General features: G+C 61.7%; 10 protein-coding genes. 4 read left to right on the top strand and 6 right to left on the bottom strand.

Annotated elements, in window-relative coordinates:
* Window positions 1-151 precede the first annotated feature (151 nt).
* Window positions 152-1,654 carry a D-alanyl-D-alanine carboxypeptidase/D-alanyl-D-alanine endopeptidase gene (dacB, locus tag AC07VL_RS24435; protein ID WP_494808130.1) on the bottom strand — a complete coding sequence of 501 codons (1,503 nt, stop codon included), beginning with the start codon at window positions 1,652-1,654 and terminating at the stop codon, window positions 152-154.
* 8 nt (window positions 1,655-1,662) lie between these two features.
* Complete coding sequence (locus AC07VL_RS24430; RefSeq protein WP_034753725.1) at window positions 1,663-2,901, bottom strand: nucleoside recognition domain-containing protein; 1,239 nt, start codon at window positions 2,899-2,901, stop codon at window positions 1,663-1,665.
* 216 nt (window positions 2,902-3,117) lie between these two features.
* Here AC07VL_RS24430 and AC07VL_RS24425 point away from each other — a divergent pair, with 216 nt between their 5' ends.
* From AC07VL_RS24425 to AC07VL_RS24410, 4 genes are all read left to right on the top strand, one after another.
* Window positions 3,118-4,920 (top strand): ABC transporter substrate-binding protein, encoded by a 1,803-nt coding sequence (locus tag AC07VL_RS24425; RefSeq protein WP_494808133.1) that lies wholly within the window; start codon window positions 3,118-3,120, stop codon window positions 4,918-4,920.
* Window positions 4,921-5,138: 218 nt separating this feature from the next.
* On the top strand, window positions 5,139-7,892 hold the full coding sequence (locus AC07VL_RS24420; protein ID WP_494808129.1) for a TonB-dependent receptor: 2,754 nt from the start codon (window positions 5,139-5,141) through the stop codon (window positions 7,890-7,892).
* An 88-nt stretch (window positions 7,893-7,980) separates the two neighbouring features.
* Window positions 7,981-9,060 (top strand): S66 peptidase family protein, encoded by a 1,080-nt coding sequence (locus tag AC07VL_RS24415; protein WP_494808128.1) that lies wholly within the window; start codon window positions 7,981-7,983, stop codon window positions 9,058-9,060.
* Between the two features lie 68 nt (window positions 9,061-9,128).
* Window positions 9,129-10,049, top strand: coding sequence for a YihY/virulence factor BrkB family protein (locus AC07VL_RS24410; RefSeq protein ID WP_494808127.1), 921 nt, complete (start codon window positions 9,129-9,131; stop codon window positions 10,047-10,049).
* Window positions 10,050-10,448: 399 nt separating this feature from the next.
* On the opposite strand, the gene AC07VL_RS24405 is transcribed toward AC07VL_RS24410, so the two are convergent.
* From AC07VL_RS24405 to aceK, 4 genes are all read right to left on the bottom strand, one after another.
* Window positions 10,449-11,576 (bottom strand): acyl-CoA dehydrogenase family protein, encoded by a 1,128-nt coding sequence (locus AC07VL_RS24405; RefSeq protein ID WP_494808126.1) that lies wholly within the window; start codon window positions 11,574-11,576, stop codon window positions 10,449-10,451.
* Between the two features lie 39 nt (window positions 11,577-11,615).
* Window positions 11,616-12,284: an SDR family oxidoreductase gene (locus tag AC07VL_RS24400; protein WP_494808125.1), complete on the bottom strand. Its 669-nt coding sequence runs from the start codon at window positions 12,282-12,284 to the stop codon at window positions 11,616-11,618.
* 79 nt (window positions 12,285-12,363) lie between these two features.
* On the bottom strand, window positions 12,364-13,560 hold the full coding sequence (locus tag AC07VL_RS24395; protein ID WP_494808124.1) for an acetyl-CoA C-acyltransferase: 1,197 nt from the start codon (window positions 13,558-13,560) through the stop codon (window positions 12,364-12,366).
* Window positions 13,553-15,376, bottom strand: coding sequence for a bifunctional isocitrate dehydrogenase kinase/phosphatase (gene aceK, locus AC07VL_RS24390; protein WP_494808123.1), 1,824 nt, complete (start codon window positions 15,374-15,376; stop codon window positions 13,553-13,555). The genes AC07VL_RS24395 and aceK overlap by 8 nt, the downstream gene beginning before the upstream one ends.
* Window positions 15,377-15,397: the final 21 nt, after the last annotated feature.

Below are 15,397 nucleotides of genomic sequence, written 5' to 3'. Positions count from 1 at the left end.
AAGTAGGTTATCGTCAGGCTTGTTATTCGCAGTAAGAGAAAAACCCGCTCAGCAATGAGCGGGTTTTTTTTCGTCTGCTGGTTTGTCTTTCACTGCAGAGCGGCGTAAAAAAAGCAGCGCTGCGCGCTGCCTTTCTGTCTTTGCTTCCCTTTTATTGACCGGCAACCACCGGCGTGGCGCCGCTCCTGGCCACCCATTCGATCAAGGCATCGACGGCGGCGCGGCCGTTGCCGTTACCCACCAGGTCGCTATTGATCATGGCGACCACCACGCACAGTTGGTTGTTGGCATCGGGCACGTAGCCGGCGATGGCCACGACATTCTTCAACGTGCCCGTCTTGATGCGGGCACGCGCGGCGGCCGGGCTGTTCAGCAGGCGCTTGCGCATGGTGCCGTCCAGCGCCACGATGGGCAGGCTGGACTGGAACTCGGGTGCCCACGGGCTGTACTGCATCGCTTGCAGGACACCGGCCATTTGCGCTGGCGCAATACGCCCCGTGCGCGACAGGCCGGAACCATTGTCGACCAGCATGCCCTGATCGTTGATATTGTGCCGCTGGAACCATTCGCGGATGACTTGCCGCGCGCGCGTGGCTGTGTCTTCCGGCGCGGCCATGGCGACAGGGCGGCTGCCCAGCCAGCCATCGCTTTGCAGGCTGCCCAGGCTCAGAAATAAAGTGCGGGCCAGGGTGTTATCGGACGTCTTGTTGATGTCGCGCAAGACTTCCGGCAAGGCGCGCGCCACGTGGTCGGCCAGCAGGCGCGTGCCGACCGGTTCGGCCGTCGGCGGCAAGCCTGTCAACGGCGCTTCGCGCACCGTGCCCGTGATGGTGCCGCCCAGGCGTTTCCACGTGGCGCGGAACAGCCGGTCCGCGTAATCGTTGCGGTCGAGCACATTGATGCTGGTGGACTTGCTGCAATTTTGAGGGAAGGTGCCGTGCAGTATCACCTGCAGCTTGCCTCCCGCATCGCGCCTGTATTCGGGCGGGCGCCAGCCATCTTCCCACTTGGCGCAGCTGCCCTTGACGAGCTTCATGTCGCTCGTGATGGTGACGTTCTCGAGCGGCGGCTGCATTTGCAAGGTCAGTTGCCGCTCCGTCGCACTCATGTCGATATCGATCAGATTGGTATTGAGCAATAAGGCATCGGGAATGACGTTGTAGCGGAACTCGGCCGACTCGTCGAAGGGCGGCGCACCGATGTCGGGCCGGGCCGGCTGGAACAGCTGGCGGTCGAGGATCAGGTCGCCCTTGATCTTGACGATGCCTTGCGTGCGCAGGGTTTGCAGCATGTGCGCCAGCACGTCCGCATTGAAATCCGTGTCGGCGCCGCCGCGCAGGATCAGGTCTCCCTTCAGCACGCCATTGATGACGTCGGCGCTGGTGCGCAGTTCCGTGCGGCCGCGGAAGATGGGCCCCAATTGCTCCAGGCCCACGGCCGTCGTCACCAGCTTCATGGTGGAGGCCGGCTGCATGCTGCGCTCGGCCCCATGCGACAGCACGGTGGTGCTGCCGCGCAAGACGATGGCGCCCATGGCGTCTTCCGGAATATTCGCGCTGCGCAGCAGCAGGCTGACGGATTCGGGTAATTGCGCTTGCGCATTGGACAGGCCAAGACCTGCCAACAGCGCAGCCAGCAGAACAGGACGTAGCATGGTGCTCCTTAATGGAAAAAGACGTAGGCGACGAAGACGGCCGTGATCACGCCAGCCAGATCGGCGATCAGGCCGGCCGTGATGGCATAGCGCGTCTTGCGGATGCCCACGGAGCCGAAGTACAAGGCCACGATATAGAAGGTGGTGTCGGCCGAGCCCTGGAAGACGCAGGCCAGGCGGCCGACGAAGGAGTCGACGCCATAGGTGTTCATGGCGTCGATCATCATGGCTTTCGAGCCGGAACCGCTGAGCGGCTTCATCATGGCCGTCGGCAGGGCGGGCACGAAGTCCGTATTGATGCCCAGGTTGGCGAAGAACCAGTTCATGCCGCTCATCAGGAAATTGAACACGCCCGCGTTGCGGATCACGCTGATGGCCACCAGCATGCCGACCAGGTAGGGAATCACGGTGATCGATGTCTGGATGCCGCCTTTCGCCCCCTCGATGAAGGCGTCATACACGTTCACCTTCTTGCGCAGGGCGCCGATGATGAAGATGGCAATGACGCTGATCAATACCAGGTTGCTGACCACTTTCGAGACCAGTTCGATTTCCTGCTTCGTCAGGTATTGCGTGAAATACCAGATCATGGCGACGATGGCGCTCGTCATGCCGCCCATCCAGCCCAGCACGACTCGGTTGAGCAAGTTGATGCGCTGCTTGATGGACACGGTGATGATGCCGACCATGGTGGCCACATAGGTGGCGATCATGCAGGGGATAAAGATGTCGGACGGATCGGCCGCGCCGAGGATGGAGCGCTGCGCCATGATGGCCAGCGGAATCAGGGTCAGGCCCGAGGTGTGCAGCACGAGGAACATGATCTGCGCATTCGTCGCCTCTTCCTTGTTCGGGTTCAAGGTTTGCAGGCTTTCCATGGCCTTCAGGCCGAAGGGCGTGGCCGCATTGTCCAGGCCCAGCAGGTTGGCCGAGAAATTCATCACCATGTGGCCCGTGGCCGGATGGTCCTTGGGAATTTCCGGGAAGATGCGCGAAAAGAAGGGCGCGATCACTTTGGCCAGCCAGCCGACGATGCCCGCCTTTTCGCCGATGTTCATGATGCCGAGCCACAAGGTCATCACGCCCGCCAGCGGCAGGGCGATATCCATCACGCCCATGCGCGCCGTCTCGAAGGTGCCATCGATGATGCGCTTGAAGATATCGGTATCGCCGAGAAACAGCCACTGCAGCACTGCGGCCAGGAAGCCAACGAGGAAAAAGCCGGACCAGATGTAATTAAGTGCCATATGCGATCAGTTCTGTGTGTCGGGAGTGAAAAATGTCTGCAAACAAAGTATAGGGGCAGCCCGATACGAGTTGATGAAAGAATGCAGCAATCGCATGCCAAAAAGTTATAAGCTGGCAGCCTGTTTTCATTGGCGCCCCATGGCTTGCCCGCGTAGTCTGGGCAACGCCTGCTCTTTACCTGATTTGTTACTCCTGTCTGCACTGGACCACTGATGATGTTTTTACGCAAATCCGCCTGCGCCGCCGGCCTGGCCCTGTTGACGCTTTTCATGGCGCCCGCGCATGCCGCCACCGATGCCCGCGCGAACAAGACCCTGCACTTGTTTTTGAGCACCAGCGAGACGGGCCTGGACCCGGCCGTGGCGTCGGACCTGGCCAGCCTGAACCTGATGGAAAACATCTTCGACCCGCTGTTGCGCTATGACTACCTGGCGCGCCCGGTGCAGCTGCAGGGCAATACGGCGCGCGGCTTGCCGACGGTGGAAGATGGCGGGCGCACGTATCTCTTTCACCTGCAGCCCGGCATCTTCTTCACGCCGGATCCCGCCTTCAAGGGCAAGCCGCGCGAAGTGACGGCGCAGGATTATGTGTACAGCCTGACGCGGCTTTATGACCCCAGCCTGAAGTCGCCGTGGCTGTTCTTGCTGGAAGATAAGCTGGTGGGCGACGCGGCCCTGAAAGCCAAATTCAGCTACGACACGCCGATCGCCGGCCTGCAGGCGCTGGACAAATACACCTTGCGCATTCGCCTCAACGGCGTCGACCCGAACTTCCTGTTTTATCTGGCCATGCCGGCCACGGCCGTGGTGGCGCGCGAAGTGGCTGAAGCGTACCCGGCGGCAGGGCAGATCGGCAACCATCCCGTGGGCACGGGGCCGTTCCTGGTGAAGGAATGGAAGCGCAGCGACAAGATCGTGCTGCAAGCCAACCCGACTTTCCGCCCCACCGTGTTCCACACGCAAGCCAAGGCCCTGGCCGCCTTGCCGGCCGACGCGCGCGCCATCGCCAGCGCGCTGGAAGGCCAGCGCTTGCCCTTGGTCGAACGCATCGAGGTGCGCATCGTTGAGGAATATCAATCGCGCATGCTGGGTTTTTTGAAAGGGGAATTCGATTACCTGGAGCAGGTGCCGGAATCGATGACGGACATGGTGCTCGTCAATGGCGGCTTGAAACCGGAACTGGCCGCCAAGGGCTTGCAGCTGACGCGCTTTCCCGTGCTGCAGACGTATTACATGTGGATGAACATGGACGACCCCGTGCTGGGCGGCTATACGAAAGACAAGCTGGCCCTGCGGCGCGCCATCGCCCTCAGCTACAACAGCCGCGAAGATATCGCCTTGCTGAAAAAAGGCCTGGCCCTGCCGGCGCAATCGCCGCTGCCGCCAAATGTGCTCGGTTACGACAAGGATTACCGCAGCCCCGTCGGCTACGATCCGGCGCTGGCGCGCGCCCTGCTGGACCGCTTCGGCTACAAGGCGGGTCCGGATGGTTTCCGCACGCAGCCGGACGGCACCCCCCTGATCCTGACCATGCATACGGAGCCGAGCACGGTGGGACGCCTGCGCGATGAATTGTGGCGGCGCAACCTGAACGCCATCGGCTTGCGCGTGGAATTTAAAAGCGACAAGAAGACGGAAATCATCAAGGCCTCGCGCCTGGGCAAGGTGCAGATGTTCGAGACCAACTGGATCGCGGACTTTCCCGACGGCGATAACTTTATGCAATTGTTGTATGGTGGCAACGTTGGCCGCGCCAACTATGCCCGCTTCAACTTGCCCGATTACAATAAACGCTATGAGGAGGCGCGCCTGCTATCCGATACGCCGCGCCGACGCAGTCTGTACTTCGACCTGTCTCAGCTGATCCACGCTTACACGCCGTGGGTGTTGCTGACGCATCCCATCTCTGCTGACCTGCAGCAACCGTGGCTAAAAAACTACAGGCGCCACCCCGTGGAATTCACGTCCTGGCGCTACCTGGACGTCGATACCGCCAAGGGTAGCCCCGCACGCAAGTGACCACGCCGCTGAAACGGGCATTCATTCCTAAAAGTTATGGTTAGGAAAGCATTTTTCATTGGCTGGCCGCGGATGCATCGCGCTACTCTGAAAATGAAAACAAATAAAGTCATGCGCAAATGTCATAAAAAAATGTACCGCGAGACAGACAGCTGCGACGTGAAAAAACAGCCTGACTTGATAACTCAAGTTTCGATTGCCCAACAAGGAGAAGACCTGTGAAATTGAAGAAGCTAGCGCAGTTGGTGGCATTGATGGGGGTGGTGGGGCCGGTGATGGCACAAGAGGCGGCGGCGCCAGCGATGCAGCGGGTCGAAGTGACGGGCAGCAGCATCAAGCGCGTGGCCAAGGAAGGCGCGCTGCCGGTGCAAGTCATCACCTTTGACCAGATCGAAAAGCAGGGTATTACGACGACCGAACAACTGGTGCGCACCTTGTCGGCCAATGGCACGGGCGCCGATAACATGACTTCGGGCAATAACGTCTTTGGCGCCGATGCGGACCGTGTCAGCGGCGGCGCCTCGTTCGCTTCGCTGCGCGGCCTGGGACCGTCGAGCACCCTGGTGCTGTTGAACGGTCGCCGCATCGCCACGCACGGCGCCAGCGGCAAGTCGGTCGATTTGAATTCGATTCCGCTGGGCGCGATTGCCCGCGTGGAAATTCTCAAGGATGGCGCCTCGGCTATCTACGGCACGGACGCCATCGGCGGCGTGATCAATTTCATCCTGAAAACCAATTACAGCGGCGTGGAAGCGTCCGTTTCCACGAATGACACGCAGGCCGGCGGCGGCGCCACGCGCCGCGCTTCCCTGCTGGCGGGCACGGGTTCGCTGGAAGAAGACCGTTACAACATCATGGCCAGCCTGACGGTTGATAAAGCGCAACAGCTCAATGGCCGCGACCGCTCCTTCGTCAACGGTTTCCAGCCGGGCCGCGGCCTGTCGCCCGACACCACGGGTACGCCGTTTGCCAATCAGTTGTCGGGTGCAGGCACGGCGCTGGGCGCCTCGTTCCAGCTGCCGGGCGATCCGAATAAATACCTGCAAGCCAATCCGCTGAGCTTCCAGGGCAAGTGCGACACGATTCCCGGCATGTCGCAGTACCAGACGGAGCTGTGGAAAGACGTGACCTCGCCGCTGCGCACCAAGTATTCGTGCGCCTACGACTATGGCGCCGACTACGTGCTGCAATTCCCCGTCGAACGGGCCAATTTCCTGTCGCGCGGTACCGTGCAGCTGGCACCCGACCACCGCATGTTCGTCGAAGTGCTCGGTTCGCGCACCAAGGCCACGGCCATCCTGACGCCGATGCAGGTGCAGGCGACAATCGCCAACAAGGCCGTGTATCCGGTGGGCGGCGCCTACTACCAGGACTTGTCGGCCTACATTCCCTCGTTCGACAACACCAAGCCGATTTCCTACAAATGGCGCGCCAATGACGTGGGCAACCGCACGCAGGAAAATACCACCGACAATGCGCGCGTGCTGGTGGGCTTCGAAGGCAATTTCGGCAAGTGGGATTACAAGGCCGGCATTTCGCGCGCGGAAAGCAGCACCAAGACCAAGCTGACGGATGGCTATTCCTACACGGACAAGCTGTATGCGGCGCTGGCCACGGGCATCATCAATCCATGGGTGGGCGCCGGCCAGAGCCAGACGGAAGCGGCCAAGCAATTGATCGAATCGACCAAGTTCCGCGGCGCCTTCCAGCACGGCAAGACGACCCTGACGCAGATCGACGGCTCTGTCTCCGGCGAGCTGTTCCAGCTGCCGGCCGGCGCGCTGGCCATGGCGGCCGGTTTTGATTTCCGCCGCGAAGGCTATAACTTTGCGCAAGACGTCGATGCCACGCAGATTCTGCTGGCGCCAGGCAATGCCGCACTGAGCGACGCCAGCCGCACGGTCAAGGCCGTGTATGCCGAATTGCTGGTGCCGGTCATGAAAGACCTGGAAATGCAGCTGGCCATCCGCCGCGACGATTACAGCCTGGTGGGCGCGACGACGAATCCGAAAGTGGCCTTCCGCTACCAGCCTGCCGACTTCCTGCTGTTCCGCGGTTCGGCCAGCAAGGGTTTCCTCGCGCCCAGCTTCCAGCAACTGTATTCCGGTTCGCTGAGCCAGGAATTGCCGAACGGCGTGATCGACCAGGAAGGCTGTGCCCAGCATCCGGGCGTGCCCGAGTATTGCGCCATCGACCGCCTCGACTACAAGACGGGCGGCAACAAGAACCTGAAGCCGGAAACGTCGAAGCAGGGCAGCGTGGGCATCGTCATCGAACCGTTCAAGGGATACTCGGCCTCGTTCGACTACTGGGCCATCAACACCAAGGATCGCATCCTGAACCGCACGCCGCAAATCGTGCTGGCCAACTACCAGGCGCTGAACCAGTACATCATCCGCAAGCCGGACGGCACCATCGACTACGTGCAGGCGGGCTGGATCAATGCGGCAGGCAGCCGCGTGCGCGGCCTCGACGTGGGCTTGCGCGGCGAAGGCAAGATCCGGGACGCGAAATGGACGGCGACCCTGGACGGCACTTACATGGACAGCTTCAAGTTTGCGGAATATCAAGGCCAGGAATACCAGGAACTGGTCGGCAAGTTCTATACGCGCGACCTGTACCTGCGCTGGAAACACAATGCCAGCTTCGGCGTGTCGCGCGGCGACTGGAGCGGCTTGCTGATCCAGAGTTTTTCGTCCGGCTACAAGGACCAGGTGCCGAACGGTGGCAAGGGTACGCCGCCGCTGGGCTTCAATCCCGACGTCTCCAGCTACACGACGTATAACCTGTCGGGTACCTACACGGGCTTTAAAAATACCACCATCACCGTGGGTATCCAGAACCTGTTCGACCGCGATCCACCGTTCACCGCGCACAACGTGGATGAAGTGGTGGGTGCCGGCTGGGACCCGCGCGTGGCCGACCCGCGTGGCCGCTCGCTGTCGTTCCAGCTGAAGTACAAGTTCATGTAAGGCAACCATGCCGGCGGTGATCCCGTCGGCATGCTAACCTCGTGCGGCGGCGCCTGGCGCCGCCGTTTTTATTCCAGGAAAGGGCCGCATGTCCAGTCAGACCAATCTCAGCCGGCGCCGCTTCGGCGGCTTGCTGGCCGCTACCCTGGGGGCGGCGGGCACACCGGCGTGGGCAGCGGCCGCGCAAGGGAAGGGCAAACGCATGCAACAGCAACATTCTTTGATCAAACCGGCGCGCCTGCGCCAGGGCGACTTCGTCGCCATCATCGCACCGGGCGGTTTTACGGACGACGACGCCATCGCCAAGGCCGTGCGCAATGTCGAATCGCTGGGGCTGCGCGCCAGCCTGGGGGCCAACATCCGCGCCGTGCACGGCAACTATGCGGGCACGGTGCAGCAGCGCCTCGACGATCTGCACGGGGCCTTCGCCGACCCCGAGGTCAAGGCCATCTGGGCCATCCGCGGCGGCTCCGGCTGCATCTCGCTGCTGGCGCTGCTCGACTATGCCTTGATCCAGCGCAATCCGAAAGTGCTGATCGGCTATTCCGACATCACGGCCCTGCACCTGGCCATCGTCCGCCAGACGGGCCTGGTCACCTTCCACGGCCCCGTCGCTTCGTCGACGTTTTCCGAGTACACGGTGACGCAGCTGCAAAACGTGCTGATGACGCCGCAAGAAAGCTACACGATCCCGATGGCGCTGGATAACCACCGCCGCGCGCAGACGGACGCTAATTTCGCCATCCGCACCGTACACGGCGGCCAGGCCACGGGACGCTTGACGGGCGGCAACCTGTGCATGGTCAGCGCCCTGGCCGGCACGCCATACGCGGCCGATTTCCGCGACCGTATTTTGTTCCTGGAAGAAATCAATGAAGTGCCGTACCGTATCGACAGGATGCTGTGCCAGCTCGACCTGACCATCGGTTTCAAGCACGCGGCGGCAGTGATGCTGGGCATTTTCGAGCATTGCGAGGCGGCCGAGGGCGACACCTCGCTGACCTTGAACGAGACGCTGGACCAGCACCTGCAGCCCCTGGCCGTGCCGGCCGTCAGCGGCTATTCCTTCGGCCACATCCGCCACCAGTTCACGATACCGATGGGCATATTGGCCACCCTGGATGCGGAGCGGCAAACCTTGACCCTGCTGGAAGCGGCCGTTTCCTAGTCTGTTCGTTCGCGCACGGCACGGCACGCGGATTATCAGTATGCTAGGGGCTGGACATGGCATGCGCCATGCCAGTACCCGGGATGGCCTATTTCATGATCAACCGCCGCGCCAGCGCCTACATTTTGAGTCACCCGCTGGCCTTCGCGCTGCAGGTGCTGAAGGGCTTTCGCGCCAACCAGGGCTTGCTGCTGGCCGGCGCCGTCGCGTATTACTCGCTGCTGTCCATCGTACCCCTGCTGATGCTGGTGGTGGTAGCCCTGTCGCACGTGATTGCGCAGGATGAATTGCTGCAGACAATCGGCCATTACCTGGAATGGCTGGTGCCGGGCCAGTCGAAGGCCATCGTGGCGGAAGTGGCGCATTTCCTCGACAACCGGGGCGTGATCGGCTGGCTGCTGCTGCTGACCATGCTGTTTTTCAGCTCTCTGGCGTTTACCGTGCTGGAAAACGCCATGAGCGTCATTTTTGTGCACCGCGTGGCCATCCGCCGCCGCCACTTCCTCATTTCCGCCGTCTTGCCCTACTGCTACATCCTCTGCCTGGGCGTGGGCATCCTGCTCATCACCGTGGTGGCGGGCGGCCTGCAGGTGATGGGCGAGGAAAGCGTGCGCTTCCTGCGCCACGACTGGGGCCTGGAGGGCGTGTCCGGCGTGCTGCTGTACTTGCTGGGGTTGGCGGGAGAGATCCTCGTGCTCAGTTCGATTTACCTGGTCATGCCCGTGGGGCGACTGTCGCTCACGCATGCGCTGATCGGCGGCGTAACGGCGGCCCTGCTGTGGGAAATCGCCCGCCACGTGCTGGTCTGGTATTTTTCGACCTTGTCGCAGGTCAATGTCGTGTATGGCTCGATGACGACGGCCATCGTCGTCATGTTCAGCCTGGAAATCGGCGCCACCTTGCTGCTGCTGGGTGCGCAGGTGATTTCCGAATATGAAAGAGTGGCCCGCGGCGGTGAAGAAGACAAGCCGCTGGCGCTAAGGACTTGATTTAAGGTATGGCTTCAATTCATTATTGCACTGCACAAAAAGCTGTGCTATACTCCGTTCAGTGATTGAGATTTGCTTGCAAATAGTCTCACTATCCAGTTTCAGCACGGCGACCGACAGGTGTAATGTCGATGGCGTGACAGTGCGAAGAAATGGATTTTGTAATTCCGGATACGATGGTCGATTTACACCTTGGAGTCACCATGCAGATAGCATGGGAGTCCGAAAATCAGGAGGCACTTTGCAGATAGCACTGGCGTCCATGACACGATTAAAGCATTGGTAATACATTGGAACGAAGCCTACCCTGAGTAGGCTTTTTTTTCGTCCATTGAAAACCCAAGGGCGTAACCCCGGGGTCGTACCCTGCAGGGTACGACCCCAGCATCTGCGTCGGGTCTACAAGGCCCTGGCGATCAGGATTTTCTGGATATCGCTGGTCCCCTCGTAAATCTGGCACACGCGCACGTCGCGGTAGATGCGTTCGACAGGGAAGTCGGACACATAACCGTAGCCGCCGTGCACCTGGATGGCGTCCGAGCACACTTTTTCCGCCATTTCCGACGCGAACAGCTTGGCCATGGCCGCTTCTTTTAAACACGGTAAGCCCGCATCCTTCATGGCCGCCGCGTGGCGTATGAGTTGGCGCGCCGCTTCGATCTGCGTCGCCATGTCGGCCAGGCGGAATTGCACGGCCTGGTGTTCATAGATGGGCTTGCCGAAACTTTCCCGTTCGCGCGCGTAAGTCAACGCTGCCTCGTAGGCGGCGCGCGCCATGCCCACAGCTTGCGAGGCGATGCCGATGCGTCCCCCTTCCAGGCCGGACAGGGCGATCTTGTAGCCTTGTCCCTCTTCGCCGATCAGGTTTTCTGCCGGGATGCGGCAATTCTCGAACAGGATCTGCGCCGTGTCCGACGAGTGCTGGCCCATCTTCTGTTCCAGTCCCGCCACGATGTAGCCTGGCGTGTTCGTCGGCACCCAGAAGGCGCTGATGCCGCGCTTGCCGGCCGCCTTGTCGGTGACGGCCATGACGATGGCCACGTCCGCATACTTGCCGCTGGTAATGAACTGCTTCGTGCCGTTGATAACATATTCATTGCCGTCGCGCGTGGCCATCGTGCGCAGGGCGGAGGCATCGCTGCCCGTGTGCGGTTCCGTCAGGCAAAACGCGCCCAGCATGGTCCCTTGCGCCAGCGGCCGCAGCCACTGTTCCTTTTGCGCATCGTTGGCGTACATCATGGCGATGCTGCACACGGGGCAATTGTTGACGGAGATGATGGTCGACGTGCCGCCATCGCCGGCGGCGATTTCTTCCAGCACCAGGGCCAGGGACACGTAGTCGAGGCCGGCACCACCCAGTGCTTCCGGCACGGCCACGCCAAAGGCGCCCAGCGCGGCCAGCTCCTGCAATTCTTCTTTCGGGAAATGATGTTCCTTGTCCCAGCGGGCCGCGTTGGGCGCCAGGCGCTCACGCGAAAAACTGCGCAGCGCTTCCTGGATCATCGTTTGTTCTTCATTGAGTATCATGGGACGTCGTCTCGTTTGTTTTTATGATGTCTGGTGGAATTACCAGCCGATGGGCTTGCCATCGTAGTTGCGGAACACGGCCTTGTCCGTGGCCGGCAGGCTGGCCAGGGTGGCGCGGATGCCGGCAGCGCTTTCTTCCGGGGAAATATCGGCGCCGGCACCGCCCATGTCCGTGCGCACCCAGCCCGGGTGGAAGGCCACGCAGCTGACGCCTTGCGGGCCATGCATGAGGGACGTGTCGATCAGCACGGAATTCAGGGCCGCCTTGCTGGCGCGGTACAGCGAACCGCTGGGGTTGCCCCGCTCGCTCAGGGAGCCCATGTGCGAGGACAGCACGGCCAGTTTTCCCTTGGCATTGGCCACCAGCGGCGCCAATATCGGCAGCAGCCGCATGGCCGCCAGCACGTTGGTGTGCATGACGAGGTCGAAATCGGCCTGTGCGGGAAAACCGTCGTGACGGGGACCGTACACGCCTGCGTTGAGGATGGCCACGTCGAGCTTTTCATCGTCGAGCTTCCAGCCCAGGCCGGCACAGCCTTCCACGTCCGTCACGTCCAGCTGGTGCGCCTCGGCGCCCAGTTGCTTGAGGGCCTCGCACGCGTCCGGCGTGCGGGCCGTGGCGACGACGCGCCAGCCAGCGTGGCGGTATTGACGGACGAGTTCGTGGCCGATGCCGCGCGAGGCGCCGATGATCAATGCGGTAGGCATATGTGTTCTCCCTGAAAATAAAATGAAAGGCGCGCACCCGTGCACTGCATTGCGGTGCGCGCCCGTGCTCAGGGAGAGCTTATACCAGTTCGATCGCCATCGCCGTCGCTTCGCCGCCGCCGATGCACAGGGCCGCCACGCCGCGCTTGCCGCCGGTTTTCTTCAGGGCACCCAGCAGGGTGACGATGATGCGCGCGCCCGAGGCGCCGATCGGGTGGCCCAGCGCGCACGCGCCGCCATGGATGTTGATCTTGCTGTGTGGAATGTCGAGGTCGTGCATGGCGGCCATGGGCACGGCGGCAAACGCTTCATTGATCTCGAACAAGTCCACATTGCTGCTGCTCCAGCCCGTCTTGGCGTAGAGTTTTTTCACGGCGCCGATGGGGGCGGTGGTGAACTCGTTCGGCGCCTGCGCGTGGGTGGCGTGGCCGTGGATTTTCGCGAGGATGGTGCATCCCAGCTTTTTCGCCGTCGATTCGCGCATCAGCACGAGGGCTGCCGCGCCATCGTTGATGGACGAGGACGAGGCGGCCGTGATGGTGCCGTCTTTCTTGAATGCCGCCTTCAGGGTCGGGATTTTTTCCAGGCGGGCCTTTTGCGGGCCTTCGTCGATGCTGACGACGGTGTCGCCGCCGCGGCCGGAGACGGTCACGGGCACGATTTCCCATTCGAAACTGCCATCCTTGGTGGCGGCCTGCGCGCGTTTCACGGATTCGATGGCAAACGCGTCCTGCGCTTCGCGGGTGAAGGCGTACTGGCTGGCGCACTCTTCGGCAAACGTGCCCATCGAGCGGGCATTGCCCTTTTCATCGCGGCTGTAGGCGTCTTCCAGGCCATCCATCATCATGTGGTCATAGATCATGCCGTGGCCGATGCGGTAGCCGCCGCGCGCCTTCGGCACCAGGTAGGGGGCGTTGGTCATCGATTCCATGCCGCCCGCCACCACCACGTCGGCGCTGCCGGCGAGCAAGGTGTCGTGCGCGAACATGGTCGTCTGCATGGCCGAGCCGCACATTTTCGACAAGGTCACGGCGCCCGTGGAGTCCGGCAAGCCGGCCTTGCGCAAGGCCTGGCGGGCGGGTGCCTGGCCCTGGCCGGCCATCAGGCAATTGCCGAAATACACGTGCTCGACGGCATCGGGCGCGATGCCGGCGCGCTCGACGGCGGCGCGGATGGCGACGGCGCCCAGGTCGCTGGCGGTGACGTTGGCAAAATCGCCCTGGAAGGCGCCCATGGGGGTGCGCGCGGCACCGACGATTACGACTGGATCATTCATGGTGGATCTCCGGTATCAATGGCGTTTGTGGCGCCGGGGGAAGGTAGTGCGTCTGCTTACAAAAACGGATGTGCTGCGGGTAGGGAAAGACGTCCTCGATATGGCCGTCGAGGATGCGCTGCTTGCGCGCCTGCCAGTAGGCGGCCGTCAGCAGGTCGGCATGGTGCTGCATGAAGTATTTGCGGATGCGGGGATTGCCCAGCAGGAAGCTGCCGAATTGTTCGGGAAACACATCGTGCTTGCCGATGGGATACCACGGTTCGGCCGACATTTCTTCCTCCTCCGTGCGCGCTTGCGGGATGACGCGGAACTGGCAATCGGTGATGTACTCGATTTCATCGTAATCGTAAAAAACGACACGCTGATGACGCGTCACGCCAAAGTTCTTGTACAGCATGTCGCCGGGGAAGATATTGGCCGCCACCAGTTCCTTGATGGCGTTGCCGTACTCGACGATGGCGTGTTCGACGAGGTCATCGCGGCCGTCCTTGTCGGCATTGCTCAGCCACATGTTCAGCGGCACCATGCGCCGCTCGATGTACAGGTGGCGGATGATGATCTGCTCCTTGTCCTCTTCGACCAGGGACGGGGCGAAATGCTTGAGCTCGGCCAGCAGTTCCTCGGCAAAGCGGGCGCGGGGAAAGGCCACGTTGGAATACTCGAGCGTGTCGGCCATGCGGCCCACGCGGTCGTGGTATTTCACGAGCAAGTACTTTTCCTTGATCTGCGCGCGCGTGGTTTCCTTCGGCGGCGGATAGAAATCCTTGATCACCTTGAAGACGTAGGGAAACGACGGCAGGGCGAACACCAGCATCACCAGGCCGCGGATGCCGGGGGCGATTTCAAAGTGGTCCGAGGAATGTTTTAAATGCTGCAGGTAGTCGCGGTAAAACAGCGTCTTGCCCTGTTTTTGCAGGCCCAGTATCGTATAAATCTCACTGCGGGGCTTGCGCGGCAGCAAACTTCGGAGAAATTGGACGTAGGCCGACGGCACCTCCATGTCGACCAGGAAATAGGCGCGGGTAAACGAGAACAGCATGGCGATCTGCTGGTGCTCGAACAGCACCGTGTCGAGCACCAGCCTGCCCTGGCGGTTGTGCAGGATGGGCACGACGAACGGGTATTCGCGGTTGCCGTTGATGCCCTTGCCCACCAGGTAGGCGCCCTTGTTGCGGTAGAACAAACTCGTCAGGACCTGGATCTGGTGGTTCGGTTCCAGCGGCTCGCCGCCGAACAGCTGCCGCAGCCGCGTCTCGACCTGGGCCACGTCGCGCGCCAGGTCGGCAAAGCCGCAGTCCAGCTGGAAGTCCGTCACCATGCGCTGCAGGGTGATCCGCAAGCCATCCTGACCCGGGTAATACACGCGGTAGGTGGGAACGAGCTCTTCCGTTTCGATGTATTCCGTGGAAACGACGGGGCGCACGAAGATGTAATCGTTGTGGAAATACGTGCGGTGCAGGATGTTGCAGCAGACAGAATTGAAGAAAGTTTCCGCCAGTTCCGGCTGCTTGTGGCCGCTCAGCATGCCGATGTAGTGCAGCTTGAGTTCGCGCCACACTTCGTCGCTCAACTCCGACTCTTCGTACTCATCTTCGAGCATCTGCACGCATTCCTGCACGCGCTGGTCATAAAAGCCGATGCGCTCGCGGGCCGCCGTCTGCGCCGCCGCCCACGCGCCCTGCTCGAAGTAGCGCCTGGCCTGCTGGCTGGTGGCGCGGAACAGCCGGTAATGCTTGTCGAAGCCTTCGCGGATGGTGCGCGCGATATCGAATGCGATCTGGGAAGACAGCAATTTAGGGAAGGCAATTTGCGTCATACGGTTGCTCGCATAGCTAGC

This window comes from Janthinobacterium sp. GW821-FHT03C08 (genome assembly GCF_059420905.1).
The sequence above is the reverse complement of the archived record's forward strand: the minus strand, read 5'-3'. Positions and strand labels throughout refer to the sequence as shown.

Excerpts from the sequence above, each read along its gene's own strand:
- dacB (WP_494808130.1), bottom strand. The coding sequence starts at position 1,654 with ATGCTACGTCCTGTTCTGCTGGCTGCGCTGTTGGCAGGTCTTGGCCTG.
- AC07VL_RS24430 (WP_034753725.1), bottom strand. The coding sequence starts at position 2,901 with ATGGCACTTAATTACATCTGGTCCGGCTTTTTCCTCGTTGGCTTCCTG.
- AC07VL_RS24425 (WP_494808133.1), top strand. The coding sequence starts at position 3,118 with ATGTTTTTACGCAAATCCGCCTGCGCCGCCGGCCTGGCCCTGTTGACG.
- AC07VL_RS24415 (WP_494808128.1), top strand. The coding sequence starts at position 7,981 with ATGTCCAGTCAGACCAATCTCAGCCGGCGCCGCTTCGGCGGCTTGCTG.
- AC07VL_RS24410 (WP_494808127.1), top strand. The coding sequence starts at position 9,129 with ATGCCAGTACCCGGGATGGCCTATTTCATGATCAACCGCCGCGCCAGC.
- AC07VL_RS24405 (WP_494808126.1), bottom strand. The coding sequence starts at position 11,576 with ATGATACTCAATGAAGAACAAACGATGATCCAGGAAGCGCTGCGCAGT.
- AC07VL_RS24400 (WP_494808125.1), bottom strand. The coding sequence starts at position 12,284 with ATGCCTACCGCATTGATCATCGGCGCCTCGCGCGGCATCGGCCACGAA.
- AC07VL_RS24395 (WP_494808124.1), bottom strand. The coding sequence starts at position 13,560 with ATGAATGATCCAGTCGTAATCGTCGGTGCCGCGCGCACCCCCATGGGC.
- aceK (WP_494808123.1), bottom strand. The coding sequence starts at position 15,376 with ATGACGCAAATTGCCTTCCCTAAATTGCTGTCTTCCCAGATCGCATTC.